Raw genomic sequence first — 24,222 nt, 5'->3', positions numbered from 1 at the left:
CCGCTCCTGAATTGACAGGAGTGGACGAACTTAGCGGCGCAGCCCGGTAAGCGAAACGGCCGGTCGCGACCATCGGTCGACCCTGGCAACCCGTTCGCCCTGAGCGAAGTCGAAGGGCGTTGCTGAGCGGAGGCGAAGCATTTGACCTCGCTCCGCTCGGCAGAGGGTTTCGACTTCGCTCAGCCCGAACGGATTTCCTATGTCCGCTAACCACCCAATTTGCTATTTTCCCATGCCGCCCGCCGTTCAAGCCAGACCGACTTCCTTCAACGGCACGCTGGCATCGGCCAGTTGCGCCACGTCCAGCGCCGCGCCCCCGATCACATGGGCGCGGCCCTGCACATAATCCTTGACCATGTTGACGCAATCGAGCGCGATCACCTTGCCGCCCTTCAGGTACACGACGGAGAAGCTGCGTGTTGCAGGGTCGCCGCGCAGGATCGCCTGATCGAAGCCGGTCGACAGCCCCACCGTCTGGAGTTTCAGATCATATTGGTTCGACCAGAACCAGGGCACGGCGTCATAGGCCTCTGCCTTGCCCATGATATGCGCCACCGCGACCTTCGCCTGGTCGTTCGCATTCTGCACCGATTCCAGACGCATCTGCGCGCCGCCGGCGAAGCGGTTGGCATGGGCGGCGCAATCGCCCACGGCATAGATGTCGTCGAGTGAGGTACGGCAAAATTCGTCGACGTCCACGCCATTGCCGCCCGCCGCGCCCGCCGCGATAAGCGGGCCGGTTTCGGGGATGATGCCGATGCCCACGATCACCATGTCGGTTTCGATCCGCTCGCCATCCTGCATCAGAACGGCGGTCGCCTTCCCGTCGGTGACCTCGATACAATCCATCCGCGCACCGGTGCGCAGGTCGACGCCATGGGCGCGATGCTCGGCTTCGTAAAAGCGCGACAGGTCTTCGCCCGCGACGCGCGCCAGCACCCGGTCCAGCGCTTCCAGCAGCACCACTGTCTTGCCGAATTTGGACAGGACGGCCGCGGCCTCCAACCCGATATAGCCGCCGCCGATGATGGTGACATGGGTGATGCTGTCGATCTTGGCCATCATCGCATCGACATCGTCGCGACGGCGCACGGCATGGACATTGCGCGCGTCCGCGCCGTTGCAGGTCAGCATCCGGGGGCTGCCCCCGGTGCACCAGATCAGCTTGCCATAACCGATCTCCTCGTCGCCCGCGGTCACGAACTTGCCCACCGGATCGACATTCTTCACGCGCTTGCCCAGCAGCATGTCGATATTGCGTTCGCCCCAGAAGGTGGCGGGGCGGATCAGGATGCGGTCGAAAGTCTTGTCGCCGGCAAAATATTCCTTGGACAGCGGCGGACGTTCATAGGGCGGATATTTCTCATCACCGATCATCGCGATCGATCCTTCGAAGCCCGCCTGCCGCAACGCGATTCCCGCCTGCGCGCCCGCATGGCCCGCGCCCACGATCAGAACGTCATAATAGCTCATCCGCCTACTATCCTCTTTGCCCTGTTTGCGCCGCTGATTGGCGCGCTTTGCGACGGGAGGCAAGGGCGATGTCTGTCGATGGGATGATATTTGGTAGCGGAGGAGGGACTTGAACCCCCGACACGCGGATTATGATTCCGCTGCTCTAACCAGCTGAGCTACTCCGCCCCAATGGGCTCCGTCAGGGCCGTGCCCTGCGGTGAGGCGGCGCTATACGCAGCGAGGACGGGTCGGTCAACGGGGTTTGCGCAAATCTTGTGCGATCATTTCCGCCGGATGTCCCACCCGGCGGGCAAGGCCGCAGGATAGCGGCCCAAAGCGCCCGAATCCACGGCCTCCACCGCTTCACTGACCAGTGGGGCGATGCGTGTCATGTCGGGATTATGGCCCGCGCCCGGCGCGATCAGCCAGTCGGTGGGGGATCGGGCGGCGGCGAACAGCGCGGCGGCCTGGCCCATGTCCACCCGGTCGTCCGCGGTGCCGTGCATCATCACCAGCGGCGCGCCGATCTTGGTCGCCGCGTCCAGATTGTTCCACTTGTCGGGCAACAGCGCGCCCACGCCCGCCGGCGCGGATTCGGTCAGCTTGTCGAAGGTTGAAAGGGTGACGACGCCCGCGACCGGCACCGTCGCCGCCACATGCAGCGCCACCGCGCCGCCCAGCGAATGGCCGACCAGGAAAATGCGTGCGTTCGAACCCACCAACTGGCGAGCGCGGTCGACATAGGCGCGACCGTCTGTCATCAGCCCGGCCTGGGTCGGGCTGCCCGGATTGCCGCCAAAGCCGCGATAGGACACCACGATGACATGGTCGCCCCGGCCGATCAGATGTTCGGCATAGCGCGCCGCAACGCCCTGGTTCGATCCCCGGCCGTGGAAGAAGAGAATGACGTCGCGATCCATCGGGTCGCCCGGCCAGTAATAGCCGGTCAGGGCAAGCCCGTCCGCCGTCCGCACCGGCAGCGACTGGGGCCGGACATGGGTCCATCGCGCGATGTCTATCTGCGTCTCATCCGCCTTGTAGATATGTTCACGCACCGCGCTGGCGCAGCCGGTCAGGATCAGCGTCGCAGCAATCGCCCATGATGCCGTGGTTCGGCTGAAATGGCTCATCCTTGCTTTTCTTCCACTTTAATCTTCCCTTTGGGAACGGATGCGCGAAGCCGCGGATGGTCGAGCGCAGAAACGAAACTCGGCCCGTTTTCCACTATATATCATGAACGCGCCGGCAACCTTTTGCTCGCTCGCCATTTTTGCCTTGCAATCGCCACAGGGCGGCGCACTAATATTGCAATGCACAACCGGCCCTGTCGGCCGAGGGAGGAACGTCCAATTGCCCTTCCATGAAATGTTTGAGCCGGATGGTTCGATACGCCCCTGTTATGACGAAGTGCAGAAATGGGTAGAGCGAACGGGCATTGCCGGACTCAATCGCCGCATGGATGAGGCCGAGGCGATATTTCGCCGCATCGGCATCACCTTCGCCGTCTATGGCGAGGGCGGCGATCCCGAACGGCTGATCCCCTTCGACCTGTTGCCGCGCATCTTCACCGCGAACGAATGGCGCGTGCTGGACAAGGGCATCCGCCAGCGGGCGCGGGCGCTGAACGCCTTCCTGCACGACGTCTATCATCGCGGCGAAATCGTGAAGGCCGGCATCATGCCCGCCGACATCATCTACAAGAACAGCGCCTATCTCGCCGAAATGGCCGACTTCACCCCGCCGGGGAAGGTCTATAGCCATATCGTGGGCATCGACATCGTGCGCACCGGGCCGGGCAGTTTCGAAGTACTGGAGGATAATTGCCGCACCCCATCAGGCGTGTCCTACATGCTTGAAAATCGCGAGATCATGACGCGGATGTTCCCCGAACTGTTCGCGCAGGGGATCGTCGCGCCGGTGGACGATTATCCCGCCGAATTGCTCAAAAGCCTGAAGGAAGTCGCGCCGCCAGCGTGCAAGGGCGATCCGGTCGTCGTCGTGCTGACCCCCGGTTCGCTCAACAGCGCTTATTATGAGCATAGCTTCCTGGCCGACCTGATGGGCGTCGAACTGGTGGAGCCGGCCGACCTGTTCGTTGACGAAGACCGGGTGTGGATGAAGACCACGCTGGGGCCAAAAGCGGTAGACGTCATCTATCGCCGCATCGACGACGAATATCTCGATCCTTTGGTGTTCCGCCCCGACAGTCTGCTGGGCGTGCCGGGCATCTTCAACGTCTATCGCAACGGCGGCGTCACGCTGGCCTCGGCGCCGGGCGCGGGGATCGCCGACGACAAGGCGGTCTATATCTACGTGCCGGAAATGATCCGCTTCTACCTGGGCGAAAAGCCGATCCTGGACAATATCCAGACCTGGCAGTGCGGCAAGCCCGACGAGATGGCCTATGTGCTGGAGAATCTGCACGAACTGGTGGGCAAGGAAGTCCATGGATCGGGCGGATATGGCATGTTGATCGGCCCCAAATCGACCAAGGACGAAGTGGCCGCCTATGCTGCGCGGATCAAGGCCAATCCGGGCGAGTTCATCGCCCAGCCCACACTCGACCTGTCGACCGTGCCGACGCTCGGTCCCGCGGCGGTCGTCGGCCGCCACGCCGATTTCCGCCCCTATTGCCTGGTCGGCAAGCAGCTTCGCCTTGTTCCCGGCGGCCTTACCCGCGTCGCGCTGACCGAAGGATCGCTGGTGGTCAATTCCAGCCAGGGCGGCGGGGTGAAAGATACCTGGGTGTTGCAGGATTGATGATGGCGATATTCTTCACCAGTCCCACACAAAGACAGGGCATCACCCCATGCTGAGCCGGACCGCCGAAAATCTCTTCTGGATGGCGCGCTATATGGAGCGGGCGGAGGCCACCGCGCGGCTGCTGACCATGGGACAGCGCATGGCGATCCTCCCCGGCGCGCATCATCGCGACGAATGGCGCTCGGTCGTCCGCGCGACCGGGGCGGAGCATCGCTTCCCCGAAGGCACGATCGTCACCGAAAGCGACGCCGTCTCCTTCCTGATGCTGGACGCAGACAATCCCAGTTCGATCCGTTCCTGCCTGCTCAAGGCGCGCGCCAACGCCAAGTCAGCCCGAACCATGTTGACGCAGGATATGTGGGAAGCGCTCAACGATGGCTGGCGCAAGCTGGACAGCTATGATGTCGGCGAAGCGCGGCAGCAACTGCCCACGCTGATCGACTGGGTCAAGACCCGCGTCATGACCTTCCGCGGCGCAGCCCATTCGGGCCAGTTGCGTAACGAGGGGCACGACTTCCTGCGCTGCGGCTCCGCGCTGGAGCGGGCGCAAATGACGCTGCGCCTGCTGGACGTCAAATATTATGTCCTGCTGCCCGAAACCGAAGTGATCGGCGGCAATCGCGACCATTATCAATGGACTTCGGTACTGCACGCCCTGTCGGGCAGCCGCGCCTATCATCATGTCTATGGCGGCACCTACACGCCCTGGCAGATCACCGATTTCCTGATGCTCAACCGCATGTTCCCGCGCAGCGTCGCCTATTGCTACGACCAACTGGCCTATCGGCTCAATCGCTTGGCGGGCTGGCACGACGCGCGCGCCGCCTGCCACGATACGGTGCAGGACATGGTCGTTGCGCTGGAGAAGTTGGACAGCGGCGAAATCTTCCGCTTCGGCCTGCACGAAACGGTGCAACACGGCCTGTCGATGACGAACCGGCTGGGCGGAGAAATCGCCCAAGCCTATCATTTCGGCTGATCGGGGAAGGGACGGCCGGGGCGCATACTGGGTAAGGGGGACTTCATGAAATTGCTCGTTCGCCACCAGACCGTCTATCGCTACGCCGCGACCGCTGGCCGTGTGGCGATGCGGCTGAAGCTGATGCCGGTCGATACGCCCGCGCAGACCGTGCTCGACTGGCAGGTCAGCATCAATGACGCGCCGCTCACCAACTTCCGGCGCAACAGCTATGGCGAAATGGAGACGATCTGGATCCGCCATGATCGGCTCGACCATGCGGTCATCGTGGCGGAGGGGCTGGTCGACACGCGCGAAAGCCATGGCGTCGTCGGTTCTCCCGATAGCCGCGTCGACCTGCGCTATTTCCTGCGCGATACGCCGCTCACCCAAGCATCGGACGGCATCGCCGCCATGGCCCGCGCGGCGCCGACCGGCGAAAGCCCGCTGGCGCAGCTCCACGCGCTCTCCGCAGCGGTCAGCGACGCGGTGCAGTATCGGTCCGGCGTCACCACCTCCGCCACCACAGCGGCGCAGGCTTTCGCCCTGGGCGCAGGCGTGTGCCAGGACCATGCGCAGATATTCATCGCCGCCGCCCGCGCGATCGGCCGACCCGCCCGCTATGTGTCGGGCTATCTGCTCGCCGGCGACGGCAGCGCGCTGCACGAAACCCATGGCTGGGCCGAAGCCCATGTGCCGGGCCTGGGCTGGATCGGATTTGACCCTTCCAACCGGGTGTGCGTCACCGAACGCTATCTCCGCCTCGCCAGCGGTCTGGACGCCGATGACGCCGCGCCGATCCGTGGCTCCGTCACGGTCGCGGGCGATATCTGGATTGACGCGGACGTCCGTATCGCGCAGGCGGAGGACGGCGTCGAGGAACGACAGCTGCAACGGCAGCAACAACAAAGCGTCCCGCCGCCCGAACAGACGGGTTAATCGACGCGATCGCAGGTCATATGGTGCATCCGATGATGGGGCGAATCGCGACAGACAGAACACAGGGGGCCAGCGGGCCGTGACTTATTGTGTGGCCGTGCGCGTCGATCAGGGACTGGTCATGCTGTCCGACACCCGCACCAATGCGGGCATGGACAATATCGCGCGCTTCCGGAAGAGCTTCACCTATCATGTGCCGGGCGAACGCGCGATCACGCTGATGTGTTCGGGCAATCTGTCGATTACCCAGGGGGTGAAGGCGACGCTGAGCAAGGCGATCAAGGAATCGAAGCTCGACCCCGACGTCGAAACGATCCTGAATTGCGACACCATGCACCGCGCGGCGCAGATCGTGGGCGACGCGATGCAGAAGATGCAACAGCGCTATCGCGAGAATATCGAGATGGGTGGATCGGGTTCGGGCGCATCGATCATGATCGCGGGCCAGCGCAAGGGCGGCAAGCCGCGCCTCTACCTCATCTATTCCGCCGGCAATTTCATCGAAGCAACCGAAGACACGCCCTTCTTCCAGATCGGTGAGCATAAATATGGCAAGCCCATCCTGGATCGCATCATCCAGCGCGAAACCACGCTGGAGGATGCGACCAAGGCGGTGCTGGTGTCGATGGATTCGACGCTGCGCTCCAACCTCTCGGTCGGGATGCCGCTCGACCTGACGGTGATTGCGACGGATGCGTTCGACTTCCGCGTCCGCACCCGCATCGAGGCGGATAATGAGGAGTTCGCGATGATCTCCCAAAGCTGGAGCGCCGCGCTGCGCAAGGGCTTCGAGGATCTGCCCAACGTATTGGATTGAGAGACAGGGATGTGTTGCCACCTCCCTAACCTCCTCCCGCCAGCGGGATGGAAACATGTCTCCCCTGGTCGTCGATAGTAATTCCTCAAAAGGCCTGACGGGAGATGTCGCCCTATCGAGGGTCGCTACCCCCTGAACATCGCCTTCATCGCCAAATCCCACGGCCCGCCGCGATAATGCCAGGCTGCGAGGCCGGCGATGGTGAAGGGGCGCGGGCGGAAATCCGCCGCCAACTGCGTCGCCAGCGCTTTCGCCACGTCCGGCTTGACCTTGTTCTGGACCGTGACGTGGAGGCGCGGGCGGGCCTGGTCCTGCGGCGTCAGCAGGCCGGTGAAGGCGTCGGCCAATTCGTCGCGCATCGCCATCAGGCCGGGACTGTCGATGCGATAGGCGACCCCCTGCCCCAGCGCCATGACGGCGGCGAGCGTCGCGGCGGGGGCCGGACCGCGGCACAGCCCTTTCAGCCGATCCGCCAGTTCTGGCAGCAACGAGGGCGGCAGATGGTGGAACAGTGTGACATGCGCCGACAGCAAGTTGCGCTGCGGCGGGAAATGGGCGCGGCGCAGCCCGTCCGCCCAGGCGAAGTCGGCCGCGCCCATCAGCGCGGTGACGATGATCGGGGCGCTATGTTCCGCTATCGTCATGTGTCTTCCTGTCCGCCGCGATCGGGTGTATCATTGGCCCCTAGCGTCCTGCACGGCGCAGCGGCGCGAGGCAAGGAGGGGGACATCATGGCCACGTCGCGCAGCGTCACGATCATCGGCATCATCCTGTTGCTATGGGGGCTGATGGGCATAGCCGCCTTCACCATGCAATATACAATGGACCTTGATGCGCTGGCGCGGACCGACCCGGCGGGCGCGCGCGCCTTTGCGCTGATGCCTGCCTGGGTCTGGATCGTCTATGCCATCGCCGTGGCGACCGGCACGCTGGGCGCGATCGCGCTGCTGCTGCGCAAGGCGATTGCGGCGTTTCTGTTCCTGATGTCGCTGGTCTGCGTGATTGCGCAGTTCGAATATACGTTTCTCGGCACGAACCTGCTGGCGGAAAAGGGCTGGGCGGTCACCATCCCCTTCCCCGCCCTGATCTTCGCCGTCGCTTTGTTCGCATGGCTCTATGCCCGGTCGCTGGTGGCGAAGGGCATATTGCGCTGAGTTAAGCCGCCGGATCAGCGCGCGTTGCCGCTCATCGCCTTCAGGGCTTCCCCTGCCGCGCTGATCTGACCGCCGCGCCGCTGCAGTTCGCCGCCACATTGGACGAGCAGTTCCTTGGTCAGGCGTTCGTCGATATCGATCGCCTCGCGCTTCATCAGTCTTGCAAGATCGATATCCGGCTCCGCGCCGAAAATCTGACCGGCGAAGAAGAGCAAACCCATCAGGCCGGACATTTTCAGCGTCGCATCCTCGCTCGACGCCAGCGAGGCCACCGCGATCAGGCAGCGCGCGGAATGACGGATCGCCGGATCATGGGTTTGGGCGTCGGCGTTGAACGGCAGCAACGCCGCGGCGAGCGGCCATAAATGCTGGTATAGCGCTCTCACAATTCCCCGCGCGCCCTGCGAATCTCGAACCATTTACGCACATTTTCATTATGCTGCTGGTAGGTGTCGGCGAAGATGTGGCCGCCCTTGCCGTCGGCGACGAAATAGAGCGCCTTGGTCTGCGCCGGGTGCAGCACCGCCAGGATCGACAGCCGCCCCGGATTGGCGATCGGCCCCTTGGGCAGGCCGACCATGGCATAGGTGTTGTAATCGTTGACCGCCGCGATTTCCGACTTGCGGATACGGCGGCCGAGCGGCTTGCCGCGGGTGATGGGGTAGATGATCGTCGGGTCGGCCTGTAGCATCATATTGGTGCGCAGCCGGTTACCATAGACGCCCGCGACCATTGGCCGTTCGGACGGAACGCCGGTTTCCTTTTCGACGATACTGGCCAGGATGATCGCTTCCCTGGGCGATTTGGCGACGGTTTCGGGTGCGCGCTCGGCCCAGAGCTGGGCCAGCGCCTTGTCCATCGCCGCCTGCATCCGCTTGAGCACGGCGGCGCGCGACTCGCCCTTGTCGAAGGCGTAGCTGTCGGGCAGCACGCTGCCCTCCTCCGGCACCGGGATGCTGCCGGTCAACTGGTCGTTCGCCATCAGCCGTTCATGCACCAGGAGCGAGGGCATGCCTTCGGGAATGGTGATGAGCCGGGTCAGCGTTTTGCCGCCTTGCAGGATGGACAGGATGTCGCTGTTGCTCGCGCCGGCGGGGATGACGAATTCGCCCGCCTTGATCGACTTGCCCGCGCCAAACACTTTGGCCCGCGTCAGGAAAGCGTCGGCCGAGCGCACCGCGCCGGCCCGTTTCAGCAGCACCGCCGCGTCGGACAGGGTCGCCCCTTCGGGCACGGTGATGCTGACATCCTGGACCGCTGGTCCCTGCTCGCTCCAGCCATGGACGAAGCGAAAGGCGATGAAGGCCGCGACGGCCAGGCCGATCAGCAGGACGATGCCGGCGAGGCGGCGTGCGGGATTGCCTGATCGTTTCGCCATAGCCGTCAGCCTGAGATCAAAGTCAGATCGCCTTCATGATAAGCGAAGCGTTGGTGCCGCCGAAACCAAAGGAGTTGTTCAGCACCGCGCGCACCTTGCGCTCCTTGGCGACGTGCGGGACCAGGTCCACGCCCTTGCAGCTCTCGCTCGGCTCGTCGAGGTTGAGCGTCGGCGGCACGATCCCGTCGCGCATGGCGAGGATGCAGAAGATGCTCTCCACCGCACCCGCGCCGCCCAGCAGATGGCCGATCGCCGACTTGGTGGACGACATCGACATAGTGCTGAGGTGATCGCCGAACAGCCGCTTGACCGCGCCCAGTTCCAGCTCGTCGCCCAGCGGGGTCGAGGTGCCGTGGGCGTTCACATAGTCGATGTCATCCAGGGACAGGCCCGACTTTTTGAGCGCCATCTGCATCGAGCGGAAGCCGCCGCTGCCTTCCGGGTGGGGGGCGGTGACGTGATAGGCGTCGCCCGACAGGCCGTAGCCGATCACTTCGGCATAGATTTTCGCGCCGCGCTTCCTGGCATGTTCATATTCTTCGAGCACGACCACGCCCGCGCCTTCGCCCATGACGAAGCCGTCGCGGTTGACGTCATAGGGGCGGCTGGCCTTTTCGGGCGTGTCGTTGAAATTGGTGCTGAGCGCGCGCGCCTGGGCGAAGCCGGCGATGCCGATCGGGCAGATCGCGCTTTCCGCGCCGCCCGCCAGCATCACGTCGGCATCGTCCATCGCGATCATGCGCGCAGCGTCGCCGATCGAATGGGCGCCGGTCGAACAGGCGGTGACGACCGCATGGTTCGGACCCATCAGGCCATATTTGATCGACACCTGGCCGGAGATCAGGTTGATGAGGCGGCCATGGACGAAGTGCGGGGAAACCCGGCTCGGCCCCTTATTCGCCAGCACCAGCGATTCGCTTTCGATGCCCGGCAGGCCGCCAATGCCCGAACCGATGGAGCAACCGGCGCGCAGCCGTTCTTCCTCCGACATATTGTCGAGGCCCGCGTCGCGCAGCGCCTGGCTGGCGGCGGAAATGCCGAACACGATGAACAGGTCGACCTGTCGCTGGATCTTGTGATCGACGTCCAGCCCCGGATCATAACCATATTCATGGTCCTTGGGCTTCACTTCGCAGGCGATGCGGCACTTATAGTCGGTCGGGTCGAACCGCGTGATCGTCGCCGCGCCGGATTTCGACGCGATGATGTTCTTCCAGGTGGTTTCGACATCCCCGCCCAGCGGGCTGACCATGCCAAGGCCGGTTACGACGACACGACGCATATCCTAGCTCCGAAATATCAATTTAGTCCGCACCGCCCATCCCTAACCCGTCGCAACGGACTTGTGAACGGCGCGCCAGATACGAAAAAGCTCCCCACGCCCCGGCTTGGCCGGACAGGAGGAGCCATTTCCTTGCGCGAAAAGCGGCCCGCCGCGCATGGCGCGGGCCACAAGACGCCTTACTGCTTGCTGTCGATATAGTCGATCGCGTCCTTGACGGTCGCAATCTTCTCAGCCGCATCGTCGGGGATTTCGACGCCGAATTCTTCTTCGAACGCCATCACCAGTTCCACGATATCCAGGCTGTCCGCGCCCAGATCGTCGATGAAGCTGGCATCCTCGGTCACCTTTTCGGCTTCAACGCCCAGATGCTCGACGACGATTTTCTTTACGCGATCCGCGGTCTCACTCATGAGTGGTCCTTCTTGACTGGTATCGTTGGTGGTCTGAACAACCGTTAAGGCAGCCCTAGTGCCAAGCTCCGATAGAGGCAAGAGGCTAGGTCGCCAAGCCCCCACATTGCCTGACACGACGATCCGGCAACAAAAAAGGCTCATTGCCGATCGATTGCCGTCTGTTCGCCAAGATTCAGCCGCTTATGCAAGGGGTGCGCCCTCCTTTCCAGCCCCTTGCGTCACGCGCGCGTCCCGCTGACGGCGATAATGATGCTGGGAGCGTAGGTGATCGGCCCGTTCCACCTGTTGCGCACCAATCATGGAACGATGGATTCGCTCGGCCCCCGCGATGTCGCGGCGCCCCATAGAAACGCGGGTGATATGAGGCTGGCGACGCTCGCATTAACCTTGTTTTAGCGAGAAACGCCTAGAGCCTCCTTATGGATCAGGCGCGTGTGATCACCCATCAACATTCAGACGGATGTGACGATGCAGCCTGGCTTTGCCTGGTCCTGACGATCATGATCATGGCGCCGCTGCAATTGTCCGACCCGTTCACCTGGTCGATTCCCGGCCTTCTTCCGCCGCTCGGCTTTGCCCTCTTGCTGGGCGCTCTAGCGACTTTTTACCTCCAGATTCGCACCAACGCGAAAATTTTCGCCATGGTCACCGCCCTGCAATTGATGCTGTTGTTCAGTGCGGCAGGCGCGTCCCTGTCTTATATGATCGCAGCGCGAGCAGGCCCGCTATGGGATGCCCGCCTAGCCGGATGGGACCGCGCCATGGGACTGGACTGGCTGGTCTGGATGCGATGGCTCGATTCCCATCCGTTGCTCGCCACGCCGCTCAACCTTGCCTATCGCACCCTCATCCCTCAGATGATTGTCCTGATTCTCATACTGGGACTGTGCGGCAGGCTGGCGGCGTTACGGACGACCATTCAGGCCGCCATGATAGCTGGACTGGCGATCATCCTGCTATCAGGCCTGATGCCGGCGGTCGCCGCCTACGTCCATTACGGCCTTCATCCGGCCGACTATCCCCATCTTCGCCCGGCCGCCGCATTCGTCCACATGGCCGATATCACGGGACTTCGTGACGGGTCGCTGCGCCTGCTCTCCCTGGATCATATGGAAGGCATCATCACCTTCCCCAGCTATCATGGCGCGCTCGCCGTCATCTTCTGCTGGGGCTTTTCCCGTGCGACCATCATGACCGCGCGCTATGGCGGCATGATGGTCGCCACGCTTACCTTGATCGCGACGCCCGTGGACGGCGCCCATTATTTCAGCGACGTGATCGCCGGCGCCGTGATCGCGGGCCTCAGCCTGTGCGTGGCAAGCCGGACCATCCACATTCGCGTGCGACCGCGCATTCATATGAAGGTCCAAGTGAGCGTTGCGCAAAGCGCGTGACGATCAGATCATCGCCATGCCGCCATTCACATGCAGCGTCTGGCCGTTGACATAACCGGCCTCCTTGCTCGCCAGATAGACGACCGCCGCGCCGATATCGTCGCCGTCCCCCAGATCGCCGACCGGAATCTTGGTCAGGATAGCGCTCTTCTGCGCATCGTTCAGCGCGTCCGTCATGGCCGATCGGATGAAGCCGGGCGCGACGCAGTTGACGGTGATGCCGCGGCTGGCGAGTTCCTGGCCCAGCGACTTGGACATGCCGATGATGCCCGCCTTAGACGCGCAATAGTTGGACTGGCCCGGATTGCCGGTGACGCCGACGACCGAGGTGATGGAGATGATGCGGCCGAAGCGCGCCTTCATCATCGGCTTGGCGGCGGCGCGGACCAGCCGGAACGCGGCCTCCAGATTGACCTGGATCACCTGGCTCCATTCCTCATCCTTCATCCGCAGGATCAGGTTGTCGCGGGTGATGCCAGCATTGTTGACGAGGATGTCGACCCGGCCGCCCAGCGCTTCGACCGCCTGCGGCACGAGCGCGTCGACGGAGGCGGGATCGGACAGGTTGCAGACGATCGTCTTGTGATCGCCCCCTAGTTCGGCGGCGAAGGCCTTGAGCTTCTCCTCATTGCTGCCCGAAAGCGCGAGGGTCGCGCCCTGCGCGGCCAGTGCCTTGGCGATGGCGGAGCCGATGCCCCCCGATGCGCCGGTCACCAGCGCGGTCATGCCTGTTAGGTCGAACATGTCTTTATTTCCCGTCCTGTTAAAAAGCCGCCAGCGCCGCCTCGATATCGTCCATCGTCACGATGCTGCGCACGGTCGCGTCAGGCGCAATGCGCTTGACCATGGGGCCGAGCACCTTGCCACCCACTTCCACGAAGTCGGTGACGCCCGCGTCCCACATGGCGGCGATGGATTCGCGCCAGCGGACGCGGCCGGTGACCTGTTCGACCAGGCGAGCCTTGATCTCTTCGCCGTCGGCGATCGGCGCGGCCAGGACATTGGCGTAGACCGGCAGCAGCGGCGCGTTGATCGCCGCACTGGCCAAGGCTTCCGCCATCGCGTCGGCGGCGGGCTGCATCAGCGGACAGTGGAAAGGCGCCGACACGGGCAGCAGCACGCCGCGTTTGATGCCATGATCCTTGACCATGGCGATCGCCCGTTCGATCGCGCCGCGGTGGCCGGAAATCACGACCTGGCTTGGGTCATTGTCGTTGGCGACGGTGCAGACTTCGCCCTGCGCCGCGGCATCGGCCAGCGCCTGCGCCTTGTCGATGTCCGCGCCCAGCAACGCCGCCATCGCGCCCTTGCCCACTGGCACGGCCGCCTGCATCGCCTGGCCGCGCAGCTTGAGCAGGCGCGCGGTGGTGGTGATGTCGAACGCTTCGACCGCGCAGAGCGCACTATATTCGCCCAGGCTGTGGCCGGCGACATAATCGCCCTTGTCGGCTAGGGTGAAGCCACCTTCTTTCTGCATTACGCGCAGCGTGGCGATGGCGTTGGCCATGATCGCGGGCTGCGCGTTTTCGGTCAGGGTCAGGTCGCTGTCCGGCCCCTCCACCATGATGCGGAACAGATTCTGCGCCAGCGCGTCATCGACCTCCTGAAACAACTCGCGCGCCGCCGGGCTGGCATCGGCCAGCGCCTTGCCCATGCCGACGGACTGGCTGCCCTGCCCCGGAAAAAGAAATGCCCGCATCGATTATCCCCTGACCACAAAATGCGCAAAAAGCGCCCAAATTCAACCACGATACACTTTGAGACATAAATGTCATTGAGCCGTACATGCCCCTGCGGCAGTCAGGGGCCGGACGTCTCACCCCCTTTTGCGATCGGGGCAGCGTGGCCGCCCCTTTAACGACGACGGAGTGCAAGGAAAAGGTGCGATATCGCATAAGCTTGATCAGCGGTACGGCGCTGCTCCTACCTGCGCTTTTGGCCGCCTGCGCGGCGGGGCCGGACTATCGCGCGCCGCAGGGCGCTACGCTGGGCCTGCCGGCAGCCTATAGCCAAGGCAGCGGAGCGCCGGCGAGCGACGCCGACCTTGCCAGTTGGTGGACGCGGCTGAATGATCCGACGCTCACCAGCCTGATCGACCAGGCAATCGTCAATAATCTAGACATCGTCCAGGCGCAGGCGCGGTTGCGGCAGGCGCGGGAAGCGCTGCGCCAGGCCAATGCCAGCTTCCTGCCGCAGATCAGCGGATCGGGCAGCGGCGGCAAGAATTACCGCAGCCAGGCGGGCGGCACCCGCGTCGACGACAGCGGCAATGTCATCAGCACTGGGGCGAGCAAATGGTCGAGCACCTATTCGCTGGGCGCCAATGCGAGCTGGCAGATCGACCTGTTTGGCGAACTGTCCCGCACCGCCGAAGCCGCGCGGGCGGACCTGGCCGCGTCGGGATACGACCTCGCCAATGTCCGCATGACGATCCTGTCCGAACTGGCCACCAACTATGTCCAGGCGCGGCTGGCGCAGGAACAGTTGCGGATCGCGCGCGAAAGCCAGGCGGTGCAGCAGGATAATTATAATGTCGCCAACTGGCGGTTGCAGGCGGGCCTCGTCTCCTCGCTGGACGAGCAGCAGGCCAGGGCGCAACTCGCCCAGACCAAGGCGACCATTCCGCAGATCGAGGCGGGCCTGAGGGGCAGCCTGAACCGCATCGCGGTGCTGACGGGGCAAGCGCCGGGCGACGCGACCCGCGCGCTGGAAACCCCAGCCCCCATTCCCGTCGCCTCGACGCAGATCGCGATCGGAATCCCGGCCGACACGCTGCGCCAGCGGCCCGATGTACGCAGCGCCGAACGGGCGCTGGCCGCCGCCACCGCGCGGATCGGCGTGGCGCAGGCGCAGCTTTACCCCTCGCTGGGCATCAGCGGCAATATCGGCACCACCTCCAATGCGTTCAGCGACCTGTTCAGCCTGATCACCGGCGGGGTGTTCGCCAATGTGGCGCAGACGATCTTCGACGGCGGGCGGCTGCAATCGCAGGTGCGGGCGCAGAAGGCCGCGACCGACGCCGCCTTCGCCGCCTATAAACAGAGCGTTCTCACCGCGCTGGAGGATGTCGAGAACGCCATGGCGCAGCTCACCAGCGCCCGCGCGCGCAAGGCGGAGTTCGCCGTCGCCTATGACGCATCGAACAACGCCGCAACCCTGGCGCGCAGCCAGTATCAGGCGGGCCTGACCGACTTCCAGACGCTGCTGACCAGCGAATCCGCCCTATTGAACGCGCGCAACAGCCTGGCTTCCGCGCAATCCGACGAGGTTCTGGCCATCGCCCAATTGTATAATGCGCTGGGCGGCGGCTGGCAGAGCATGGACAACCGCCCAAATGAGCAATGATGTGACCAAGGATCAGGATCTGGACGATTTTCTGGGCGCGAAGCCGGAAAAGCCGTGGCGCAAATGGTTGATCCGCGGCGGCATCGGTGTGGTTCTACTGGTCGCTATCCTGCTGCTCGCGCGTTGTTTCTCCGGCGACGACAGGCCCGATTATGCGACGCGCGAAGTGCGCACCGGCGACCTGACCGTCAGCGTATCGGCCACCGGCAACCTCAAGCCCATCAACCAGGTCGATGTCGGGTCCGAGCAGTCGGGCAAGATCACCGCCGTCTATGTGGACGTCAACGATCGCGTGACCAAAGGGCAGAAGCTGGCAGAACTGGACACGCGCCGCCTCGTCGATACGATCAACCAGAATCGCGCGCAGCTCGTGTCGTCGCAGGCCAGCGTCGCGCAGGCGCAGGCGCAGGTCGCCTTGACGAAGGCCACGCTGGATCGCCAATTGAACGTCTTCACTCTGTCCGGCGGGAAGGTGCCGGCCAAGACCGAAATCGACGCCGCGCGAGCGGATTATCAGTCGGCGCTGGCCACGCTGCGATCGCAGCAGGCGCAGGTGGACGTGTCGCGCGCGCAGCTTTCGACAGCGCAGACCAACCTGTCGATCGCGCAGATCGTGTCGCCGGTGAACGGCGTCGTCCTGTCGCGCGACATCGAACCGGGGCAGACCGTCGCCGCGTCGTTGAACGCGCCGGTGCTGTTCACCCTAGCCGAAGACCTGACGCAAATGGAGGTCGAGGTGTCTGTGGACGAGGCCGATGTCGGCCAGGTGAAGGAAGGCCAGAGCGCCACCTTCGCGGTGGACGCCTTCCCCGGCCGCACCTTCCCGGCGAAGGTCACGCGGGTCAATGTCGGGTCGAACAGCGCCAGCAGTTCATCCTCCTCCACGACCACCACCACGTCGACGACGGGCACGGTGGTCGCCTATACCGCCGTGCTGTCGGTCGATAATGACGACGAGACGCTGCGCCCCGGCATGACCGCGACCGCAGATATCGTGACGCAGGAGTTGCAGAACGTCCTGCTCGTCCCCAACAGCGCGCTGCGCTTCAAGCCCAGCGCCACGGCGCAGGGTGGCGGCATCACCAGCGTCCTGCCGGGTCCGGGCCGGATGCGCCGCGGCGGGGCCAAGCGCCAGGTCAATTTCGGCGCGGGCAGCAGCCAGACCGTCTATATCGTCGGCGAGGACGGCAATCCCAAGGCGCTACAGGTGACCGTGGGCGCCAGCGACGGGTCGCGCACCGCCGTCACCGGCGGCGCATTGAAGGCAGGGATGCGCGTCATCACCGGCCAACTGGCAGCCGGGCAGGAAGCGCCGGCGGAGGACCAGAAGGCCGATACGGGCGGCGACACCAAGGCGCCAGACCGCCGCCAGAGCAATCCGTCGGCCGACGGCACCCCTGCCAGCGTCGGCAAGCTGGGCAATTCAGGCGACGCCGCGCCCGAAACCGCGCCAGTCGCGCCCGCCAACGGCCAGGCCGCATCCCGACAAGAGCGCGGCGCCGGCCGGCAGAGCGGAAACTGACGCGCCATGTCGATCGCTGATCCGATCATCTCCATGCGCGGCGTGACCAAGGTCTATGGGCAAGGCCCGACCGCATTCCAGGCGCTCAAGGGTATCGACATCGACATCACGCAGGGCGATTTCGTCGCGGTCATGGGGCCGTCGGGGTCCGGCAAGTCGACGACGATGAACATATTGGGCTGCCTGGACGTGCCCTCAGGCGGGGAGTTTCTGTTCAAGGGCCGCCATGTCGAAACGCTGGACCGCGACCAGCGCGCGCTGCTGCGCCGCCGCTATCTCGGCTTCGTGTTCCAGGGCTTCAACCTGCTGTCGCGCACCACCGCGCTGGAAAATGTCGAACTGCCCCTGCTCTATCGCGGCGAGGACAAGAAGACCCGCTACGACATGGGCATGGCCGCGCTCGACAAGGTGGGCCTCAAGGACTGGTGGGACCATACGCCGGCCGAACTGTCCGGCGGCCAGCAGCAGCGCGTGGCCATCGCCCGCGCCATCGTGACCCATCCCGAAGTGCTGCTGGCGGACGAACCGACCGGCAACCTTGATTCGGAACGGTCGGTGGAGATCATGGAATTGCTGACCGACCTCAACCGCAACAGCGGCATTACCGTGCTGATGGTGACGCACGAGCCCGACATGGCCGCCTTCGCCCGCACCATCGTCCATTTCAAGGACGGGCTGGTCGAACGGGTGGAACAGAAGGTGGCGGCGTGATGACCTACACCGCAAAACCTTCTCCCCGCCGGGGAGAAAGATACGCAGCCTTAGGCGCGAAGCGACTTAGGCGGAGTTGGAAGAGGGGGGCCGGCAGGTCACTCCCCCCTCTCCAAGCGACGCTAGCCAGCAGGCTGGCAAGCTCCGCTATCCTCTCCCCCAGGGGGCGAGGAGCATTGGGATGCTAGGCACCACCATCACGCTCGCCTTTCGCGCGATCAACCGGCACAAGCTGCGGTCGTTCCTGACCACGTTGGGCATCATCATCGGCGTCGCCGCGGTCGTGACCATGGTGACGCTGGGCAATGGCGCGACCGCCGCCGTGCGCGAACAGATTAGTTCGCTGGGCGCCAATGTGCTCCAGTTGCGCCCCGGCCAGGGTTTCGGCCGCGGCGGCGGCGGTCCGCGTCCGCCCGATTTCAAGGAGCGCGATCTCACCGCGATCGAAAACCAGTTGACCGGCGTGCGCGCGGTTGCGCCGGTGGTGCAGTCGAGCGGCACCGCCATCTATGAAGGCAATAACTGGTCCACCACCGTCTATGGCACGACGTCGGCCTATTCGGAGGTGCAGCAATGGAAAGTGGCCGACGGCCGCCTGTTCCTGCCGGATGAGGAGGAAGCGGGCAAATCCGTCTGCATCATCGGCAATACGGTGCGCACCAACCTGTTCCAGGGGACGGAGCCGGTCGGCAAGCGGATGCGGATCAAGGGCGTGTCCTGCCAGGTCGTCGGCGTGCTGGCGACGCGCGGCCAGGGCGGTTTCGGCGACCAGGACGATGTCGTCGTCATGCCGATCAAGTTCGTGCAGCGTCGCTTCACCGGCGATCGCGACATCAGCCAGATCATGGTCGCGGTGGACGACGCCTATGACACCAGCACCGTCCAGTCGAGCCTGGAGGAACTCATGCGCGAACGGCGAAAGGTCAAGGCGGGCGACCAGGATAATTTCAACGTCTTCGACACCAAGCAGATCAGCGACACGCTGACCGGCACCACCACGATCCTGACCCAGATCGTCGGCGCGGTGGCGGCGATTTCGCTGCTTGTGGGCGGCATCGGCATCATGAACATCATGCTGGTGTCGGTGACGGAGCGCACGCGGGAGATCGGCATTCGCTTGGCCATCGGCGCGGTCGCCCGCGAAGTGCTGCTGCAATTCCTGGTGGAGGCGATCGTGCTGTCCTGCCTGGGCGGCCTGATAGGCTTGTTCCTGGCGTTGATCGCGACCGCCGCCATCGCGCCGCTGATGCAGGTGCCCTTCCTGTTCGACATCAAGGTCAATTTTATCGCTTTCGTCTTTTCGGCGGCGATCGGGGTGGTGTTCGGCTATTTCCCGGCGCGGCGGGCGGCGGCGCTCAACCCGATCGACGCGCTGCGGCACGAATAGCGGTCGCGGGTGTGGCCCGGCATGGTCCGCAGCCGCAAATCATCCGAAATCAGCCACAGATGAACGACGGTTCAGCTTAAATTTGAGATTGTTACAATTTCCGACGATCTAACCCTGCCCATGACACATCGTCGCGACAGGCGGCCCCTATCTCTGTCTTCGACGCCACGGAATGGCGCCCGTAACAAGGCAAAGGAGTTCATCATGTTCAGAAAAATCCTCATGGCTCTGGCCACCACCACCCTGGTCGCCAGCCCCATCGTCTCCGCCCAAGCGCAGGCTGCGCCGCAACATCGCCAGGAAGTGACGCGCAAGGTCGTGAAGCATAAAGCCAATGGTCGCACCGTCGTCAAGAAACAGACCGTCGTGCGCAAGGACAATCATCGCCGCTGGGCCAAGGGTCAGCGTTTCGATCGCCGCTATGCGACCAACTATCGCGTCGTGAACAATTATCGCGACTATCGCCTGTCGGCCCCGCCGCGCGGCTATCACTGGGTTCGTTCGGGCAATGACGCGGTGCTGATCGCGATCACCAGTGGCCTGATCGGCGCGGTCGTCGGCAGCGCGATCCGGTAACTTTCGCAGCCCGGAAGGCGCGCAATGTCCCAGGGGTTCTCTCTCCCCCCTGGGGCATTTTCGCGTCATCGCTCATGATCGAAGTTAAATACCCGATATTAAGGGATTTCGCCGCATATGGGCTGAGCCGGGGGGCCATGTCGGGAATGTCCATGTCCTTATATCAGATCATGTATATCAGCACCGTCGTCGGCACGGTCACGTCGCAGCAATGCGCGGCCATGGCCCAAATGTCAGCGATCAACAATCGGCGGAACGATGTCACGGGCCTGCTGCTGTTCAATTCGCGACGATTTTTGCAGGTGCTGGAAGGGCCTAAGGATGCCGTCGATCGCATCTTCACCCGCATCCACGCCGATCCGCGCCACCGCGCCGTCGTCAAGCTGCGCGAGGGACCGATCGACGCGCGGGAATTTGGCGAATGGGCGATGGCTTATGATGATCCTGCGCGCCCTTCGGCCGATCTGAAGGACAAGGTCGCCGCCTTGCTGGTGCAAGCCGGGCCTTCCACCCGCGCGCATTTCATTGGATCGGCTGACCTGCACCGTCCTGCGGCCTGAGCCTCATACCAGCCCTGTCACATAATAGACCGTGATTACGATGAAGACCGTCACCGTCTTGATGAGTGTCAGCGCGAAGATGTCCTTATAGGCCTGGCGATGGGTGAGGCCGGTCACCGCGAGCAACGTGATGACCGCGCCATTATGCGGCAGGCTGTCCATGCCGCCCGACGCCATGGAGGCGACGCGGTGCAGCACTTCGCGCGGTATGCCGGCCGCATCGCCCGCCGCTACGAACTGTTCCGCCATTGCGGCGAGCGCGATCGACAGCCCGCCCGACGCCGACCCGGTGATGCCGGCGAGCGAGGTCACGGTGATGGCTTCGTTGACCAGCGGATTGGGAATGGCCCGCAGCGCGTCCTTGACCACCAGGAAGCCCGGCAGCGCGGCGATCACCGCGCCGAACCCATATTCGACCGCCGTGTTCATGCCCGCCAGCAACGCGCCGCCGACCGCCGCCTTTGACCCGTCGGCAAAGCGCTTCGCCACGGTGCGGAATGCGAACAGCAGGATGGTGCCGATCCCCAGCAGCAGCGCGCCCTCGACCGCCCAAAGTGCGGAAACCTGCGCCACCTTTACCGTTACTGGTTCCGCCATGCCGGACAGCGACAGCGACACCTCTTCCCCCGCCACCCAACGCGGGATGGCCAGCGTCAACAGCAGATTACCCACGCCCACCACCACCAGCGGCAAGAGCGCGATTAGCGGATGGACAGACGCTTCCTCCTCGACCGCTTCCGGTTCGTTGACGAGCGTTTCGGGCGCGCCATAGCCCTCTCCCGCCGCCAGCATCGCCCGGCGCCGCCAGCCCAGATAAGCAAGGCCGGTCGCCGCTATGAAGACTGATCCAATCAGGCCCAGCACCGGCGCCGCCCATGTCGTCGTGCCAAAAAAGCTGGTGGGGATGATGTTCTGGATCTGCGGCGTGCCCGGCAGCGCATCCATGGTGAAGGTCAGCGCGCCCAGCCCGATGGTGGCGGGCGCCAACCGCTTGGGAATGTCGGCGCGGCGGAACATCTCCGCGGCGAAGGGATAGACGGCGAAGACCGCGACGAACACCGACACCCCGCCATAGGTCAGCAGCGCCGTCACCGCCATGATCGCGGGAATCGCGCGGCCCGCGCCGATGACGCCGATCACCGCCGTCACGATCGCGCGGGAAAAGCCGGAAATCTCGACCAGCTTGCCGAACAGCGCGCCCAGCAGAAAAACCGGGAAATAGAGTTTGAGAAAGCTCGCCACCCGTTCCATGAACAGGCCGGAAAAGGCGGCCGGGACGGCGGCGGGATCGGTCAGGAACACGGCCAGCATCGCCAGCAGCGGCGCCATGACGATGACGCTCATGCCCCGATAGGCGGCGATCATCAGCAGGATGAGCGATAATGCTGCGATCGCGACTGCCATAAGCTAACCCTCTCACCCGTTCGCACTGAGCCTGTCGAAGCGCCTTACCTCTTCTTGCGACAATAGAAAGAAGTAAGAGCCTTCGACAAGCTCAGGCCGACGGGCTTTTTGCCCGGATGCTGCGCGCCGATGCCCTCTTGCCTTTCATATCCCTTTCCGTCATAGGCGCGCCTTCGCACGAACGGCGGGGTGACTCGGCGGGACTGCGCTTATGCAAGACGACAGCCGGAGGGGCGTTCCACATGGGGTGGGCGTCAGCGATCGGCCAACAGATGAGGTAATACCCATGGCTCTTTACGAGCATGTGTTCCTTGCGCGCCAGGATCTGGCACAAGCGCAGGTGGACGCTCTGGCGGAAACCGCCACGAAGATCGTCGAGGAAAATGAAGGCAAGGTGACCAAGGTCGAGACCTGGGGCCTGCGTAGCCTCGCGTACAAGATCGCCAAGAACCGCAAAGCGCACTATGTGATGCTGAACATCGACGCCCCAGGCGGCGTGATCGCGGAACTGGAGCGCCAGACCCAGATCAACGAAGACATCATCCGCTACATGACCGTCAAGGTCGACGAGCTGGAAACCGGCCCGTCGGTGATGATGCGCAAGCAGGACCGCCCCGAACGTGGTGACCGTGGTCCCCGCGGCGATCGTGGTGACCGCGGCCCCCGTGGCGACCGCGAAGATCGTGGCCCGCGCCGCGACCGCGAAGACGCCCCGGCTGCTGAATAAGGAGATCTGAGACATGGCACGCCCGTTTTTCCGCCGCCGCAAGAGCTGCCCCTTCGCCGCCAAGGATGCGCCGAAGATCGATTATAAGGACGTTCGTCTGCTCCAGGGCTTCGTGTCCGAGCGCGGCAAGATCGTCCCCAGCCGCATCACGGCCGTTTCGGCCAAGAAGCAGCGCGAACTGGCCCAGGCCATCAAGCGCGCCCGTCACCTGGGCCTCCTGCCCTACATCGTGAAGTAAGGGAGTAGAAACCCATGGAAATCATCCTGCTCGAACGCATCGAGAAGCTGGGCGCAATCGGCGACGTCGTGACCGTCAAGGACGGTTACGCACGTAACTTCCTGCTGCCCAACAAGAAGGCGCTGCGGTCCAATAACGCCAACAAGAAGGTCTTTGAGGCCAACCGCGCGAAGATCGAGGCCGACAACGCCGCACGTCGCACGGACGCCGAAGCCGCCGCCGATGGCGTCAACGGCAAGCAGATCATCCTGATCCGCCAGTCGTCCAACGCCGGCGCGCTGTACGGTTCGGTCGCGGTGCGCGACATCGTCGACGCGCTGCACGCCGATGGCGTGACCAACGTCACCAAGGCGATGGTCGTGCTGGAACGCCCGATCAAGACGCTGGGCGTGTTCGACGTCAAGGTCGCGCTGCACCCCGAAGTCGCCGTGACGATCACCGTCAACGTCGCCCGTTCGCCTGAAGAAGCAGAGCTTCAGTCGCAGGGCGTCGATGTGATGGCCGACCTGTTCGAAAAGGACGAGAGCGGCTTCACCGAAGATTATGATCCCAACGCGGAACCGGGCGAAATCGCCTCGGTCACCAGCGACGACGAAGAAGAGCCGGCCGAAGAGGCCTGATGTCTTCCGACAGAAAGAACAAGAAAGCCGCCCCGCAACGGGCGGCTTTTTTATTGGCCGCAATCATGGCGGATTTGGGTGTCCCCTCCGGTAATCGGGAGGGGAATAAGGTCCGCCACCGATCGTTAGCGGCCATCCCCAACCCTAGCCGGTGCCGCAGGATCAGCGTGCCGTCCGCTTGTACACATGCACCAGCCACAGGCTTGTCAAAACCGCGACCGTCAGCAGACGTGGCGGCAGCTTTTCGAGCGCGTGGGACACGCTCCAGAACAGGGCGTCGCCCACGCTGATGACGATTAGGACAGCCACGCCGAACAGCAAGGGCAGCAGGATGCGGCGAGCCTTCATGCAGCGACCATAGCATGGTCGCGCACAGCCCGCGATAGTCGCGTCGCCATGATAGGAAGAGCCAGTGGTGCGGGCGGTCGGAATCGAACCGACACTCCTTGCGGAACCGGATTTTGAGTCCGGCGCGTCTACCAGTTTCACCACGCCCGCACGGCTGGTTCCGGCCAGATGACAAAATCCGGCGCGGGCGTCCAGCCGAAAATCGGCAACAGGCGGAAAAGTCTTCCA

26 protein-coding genes and 2 tRNA genes are annotated in these 24,222 nt (G+C 64.0%); 15 read left to right on the top strand and 13 right to left on the bottom strand.

Annotated elements, in window-relative coordinates; genetic code table 11:
• Positions 1-246 precede the first annotated feature (246 nt).
• The 3 genes from sphantq_RS15595 to sphantq_RS15585 form a co-directional block, all read right to left on the bottom strand.
• Positions 247-1,473, bottom strand: coding sequence for an NAD(P)/FAD-dependent oxidoreductase (locus tag sphantq_RS15595; RefSeq protein ID WP_272798941.1), 1,227 nt, complete (start codon positions 1,471-1,473; stop codon positions 247-249).
• Positions 1,474-1,564: 91 nt separating this feature from the next.
• Positions 1,565-1,641: transfer RNA gene (locus sphantq_RS15590), tRNA-Met, on the bottom strand.
• Positions 1,642-1,736: 95 nt separating this feature from the next.
• The gene (locus sphantq_RS15585; RefSeq protein WP_272798940.1) at positions 1,737-2,585 is read right to left on the bottom strand and encodes an alpha/beta hydrolase; all 849 of its coding nucleotides are present in this window, start codon (positions 2,583-2,585) and stop codon (positions 1,737-1,739) included.
• Positions 2,586-2,805: 220 nt separating this feature from the next.
• Between sphantq_RS15585 and sphantq_RS15580 the strand changes: the two genes are divergently transcribed.
• From sphantq_RS15580 to sphantq_RS15565, 4 genes are all read left to right on the top strand, one after another.
• Complete coding sequence (locus tag sphantq_RS15580; protein ID WP_066601093.1) at positions 2,806-4,215, top strand: circularly permuted type 2 ATP-grasp protein; 1,410 nt, start codon at positions 2,806-2,808, stop codon at positions 4,213-4,215.
• A gap of 49 nt (positions 4,216-4,264) precedes the next feature.
• Complete coding sequence (locus sphantq_RS15575) at positions 4,265-5,197, top strand: alpha-E domain-containing protein (RefSeq protein WP_272798939.1); 933 nt, start codon at positions 4,265-4,267, stop codon at positions 5,195-5,197.
• A 45-nt stretch (positions 5,198-5,242) separates the two neighbouring features.
• Positions 5,243-6,115, top strand: coding sequence for a transglutaminase family protein (locus sphantq_RS15570; RefSeq protein WP_272798938.1), 873 nt, complete (start codon positions 5,243-5,245; stop codon positions 6,113-6,115).
• Between the two features lie 79 nt (positions 6,116-6,194).
• Complete coding sequence (locus sphantq_RS15565; RefSeq protein WP_066601087.1) at positions 6,195-6,932, top strand: peptidase; 738 nt, start codon at positions 6,195-6,197, stop codon at positions 6,930-6,932.
• 125 nt (positions 6,933-7,057) lie between these two features.
• Here the strand turns inward: sphantq_RS15565 and sphantq_RS15560 are convergent, their stop codons facing one another.
• Positions 7,058-7,576, bottom strand: coding sequence for a 2'-5' RNA ligase family protein (locus sphantq_RS15560; protein WP_129925434.1), 519 nt, complete (start codon positions 7,574-7,576; stop codon positions 7,058-7,060).
• An 87-nt stretch (positions 7,577-7,663) separates the two neighbouring features.
• Between sphantq_RS15560 and sphantq_RS15555 the strand changes: the two genes are divergently transcribed.
• Complete coding sequence (locus sphantq_RS15555) at positions 7,664-8,086, top strand: sugar transporter (RefSeq protein WP_272798937.1); 423 nt, start codon at positions 7,664-7,666, stop codon at positions 8,084-8,086.
• A 14-nt stretch (positions 8,087-8,100) separates the two neighbouring features.
• Here sphantq_RS15555 and sphantq_RS15550 read toward each other — a convergent pair whose 3' ends face one another.
• The 4 genes from sphantq_RS15550 to sphantq_RS15535 all read right to left on the bottom strand — a co-directional run bounded on the left by sphantq_RS15550 (position 8,101) and on the right by sphantq_RS15535 (position 11,159).
• Positions 8,101-8,472 (bottom strand): hypothetical protein, encoded by a 372-nt coding sequence (locus sphantq_RS15550; protein WP_272798936.1) that lies wholly within the window; start codon positions 8,470-8,472, stop codon positions 8,101-8,103.
• Entirely contained in the window at positions 8,469-9,464 is a 996-nt protein-coding gene (gene mltG / locus sphantq_RS15545) for an endolytic transglycosylase MltG (RefSeq protein WP_066601083.1), read from the bottom strand. The genes sphantq_RS15550 and mltG overlap by 4 nt, the downstream gene beginning before the upstream one ends.
• A gap of 22 nt (positions 9,465-9,486) precedes the next feature.
• Positions 9,487-10,746, bottom strand: coding sequence for a beta-ketoacyl-ACP synthase II (gene fabF, locus sphantq_RS15540; protein ID WP_066601081.1), 1,260 nt, complete (start codon positions 10,744-10,746; stop codon positions 9,487-9,489).
• Between the two features lie 179 nt (positions 10,747-10,925).
• Entirely contained in the window at positions 10,926-11,159 is a 234-nt protein-coding gene (locus sphantq_RS15535; protein WP_007689016.1) for an acyl carrier protein, read from the bottom strand.
• 422 nt (positions 11,160-11,581) lie between these two features.
• Between sphantq_RS15535 and sphantq_RS15530 the strand changes: the two genes are divergently transcribed.
• The gene (locus tag sphantq_RS15530) at positions 11,582-12,556 is read left to right on the top strand and encodes a phosphatase PAP2 family protein (RefSeq protein ID WP_272798935.1); all 975 of its coding nucleotides are present in this window, start codon (positions 11,582-11,584) and stop codon (positions 12,554-12,556) included.
• Positions 12,557-12,559: 3 nt separating this feature from the next.
• On the opposite strand, the gene fabG is transcribed toward sphantq_RS15530, so the two are convergent.
• Together fabG and fabD are read right to left on the bottom strand one after the other, a co-directional pair.
• Positions 12,560-13,300, bottom strand: coding sequence for a 3-oxoacyl-[acyl-carrier-protein] reductase (gene fabG, locus sphantq_RS15525; RefSeq protein WP_066601078.1), 741 nt, complete (start codon positions 13,298-13,300; stop codon positions 12,560-12,562).
• Between the two features lie 19 nt (positions 13,301-13,319).
• A complete protein-coding gene (gene fabD, locus sphantq_RS15520; RefSeq protein ID WP_129925431.1) occupies positions 13,320-14,255 on the bottom strand; it encodes an ACP S-malonyltransferase in 936 nt (311 codons plus the stop codon).
• Between the two features lie 182 nt (positions 14,256-14,437).
• Here fabD and sphantq_RS15515 point away from each other — a divergent pair, with 182 nt between their 5' ends.
• From sphantq_RS15515 to sphantq_RS15490, 6 genes are all read left to right on the top strand, one after another.
• Positions 14,438-15,901: an efflux transporter outer membrane subunit gene (locus sphantq_RS15515; RefSeq protein WP_272798934.1), complete on the top strand. Its 1,464-nt coding sequence runs from the start codon at positions 14,438-14,440 to the stop codon at positions 15,899-15,901.
• On the top strand, positions 15,891-17,423 hold the full coding sequence (locus sphantq_RS15510; protein WP_066601073.1) for an efflux RND transporter periplasmic adaptor subunit: 1,533 nt from the start codon (positions 15,891-15,893) through the stop codon (positions 17,421-17,423). The genes sphantq_RS15515 and sphantq_RS15510 overlap by 11 nt, the downstream gene beginning before the upstream one ends.
• A gap of 6 nt (positions 17,424-17,429) precedes the next feature.
• Complete coding sequence (locus tag sphantq_RS15505; protein ID WP_272798933.1) at positions 17,430-18,134, top strand: ABC transporter ATP-binding protein; 705 nt, start codon at positions 17,430-17,432, stop codon at positions 18,132-18,134.
• Positions 18,135-18,315: 181 nt separating this feature from the next.
• A complete protein-coding gene (locus sphantq_RS15500) occupies positions 18,316-19,521 on the top strand; it encodes an ABC transporter permease (protein WP_066601070.1) in 1,206 nt (401 codons plus the stop codon).
• Positions 19,522-19,725: 204 nt separating this feature from the next.
• Positions 19,726-20,097: an RcnB family protein gene (locus tag sphantq_RS15495; protein ID WP_129925428.1), complete on the top strand. Its 372-nt coding sequence runs from the start codon at positions 19,726-19,728 to the stop codon at positions 20,095-20,097.
• A 152-nt stretch (positions 20,098-20,249) separates the two neighbouring features.
• A complete protein-coding gene (locus sphantq_RS15490; RefSeq protein WP_242495914.1) occupies positions 20,250-20,657 on the top strand; it encodes a BLUF domain-containing protein in 408 nt (135 codons plus the stop codon).
• 3 nt (positions 20,658-20,660) lie between these two features.
• Here sphantq_RS15490 and sphantq_RS15485 read toward each other — a convergent pair whose 3' ends face one another.
• Positions 20,661-22,061, bottom strand: coding sequence for a GntP family permease (locus tag sphantq_RS15485; protein WP_272798932.1), 1,401 nt, complete (start codon positions 22,059-22,061; stop codon positions 20,661-20,663).
• 286 nt (positions 22,062-22,347) lie between these two features.
• Here sphantq_RS15485 and rpsF point away from each other — a divergent pair, with 286 nt between their 5' ends.
• From rpsF to rplI, 3 genes are read left to right on the top strand one after another with little or no spacing between them, the layout of a single operon-like run.
• Complete coding sequence (gene rpsF, locus sphantq_RS15480) at positions 22,348-22,788, top strand: 30S ribosomal protein S6 (protein WP_066601064.1); 441 nt, start codon at positions 22,348-22,350, stop codon at positions 22,786-22,788.
• 13 nt (positions 22,789-22,801) lie between these two features.
• Positions 22,802-23,026 (top strand): 30S ribosomal protein S18, encoded by a 225-nt coding sequence (gene rpsR, locus sphantq_RS15475; RefSeq protein WP_004212076.1) that lies wholly within the window; start codon positions 22,802-22,804, stop codon positions 23,024-23,026.
• 14 nt (positions 23,027-23,040) lie between these two features.
• Positions 23,041-23,646 carry a 50S ribosomal protein L9 gene (rplI, locus tag sphantq_RS15470; protein WP_066601062.1) on the top strand — a complete coding sequence of 202 codons (606 nt, stop codon included), beginning with the start codon at positions 23,041-23,043 and terminating at the stop codon, positions 23,644-23,646.
• 162 nt (positions 23,647-23,808) lie between these two features.
• On the opposite strand, the gene sphantq_RS15465 is transcribed toward rplI, so the two are convergent.
• A complete protein-coding gene (locus sphantq_RS15465) occupies positions 23,809-23,994 on the bottom strand; it encodes a hypothetical protein (RefSeq protein WP_066601061.1) in 186 nt (61 codons plus the stop codon).
• Positions 23,995-24,059: 65 nt separating this feature from the next.
• Positions 24,060-24,144, bottom strand: a tRNA-Leu gene (locus tag sphantq_RS15460).
• Positions 24,145-24,222 lie beyond the last annotated feature (78 nt).

Origin of the sequence: Sphingobium sp. AntQ-1 (genome assembly GCF_028538045.1) — a bacterium.
Taxonomy (GTDB): domain Bacteria; phylum Pseudomonadota; class Alphaproteobacteria; order Sphingomonadales; family Sphingomonadaceae; genus Sphingobium; species Sphingobium cupriresistens.
Note: the sequence above shows the minus strand (reverse complement) of the source record. Positions and strands in the feature narration are given on the sequence as shown.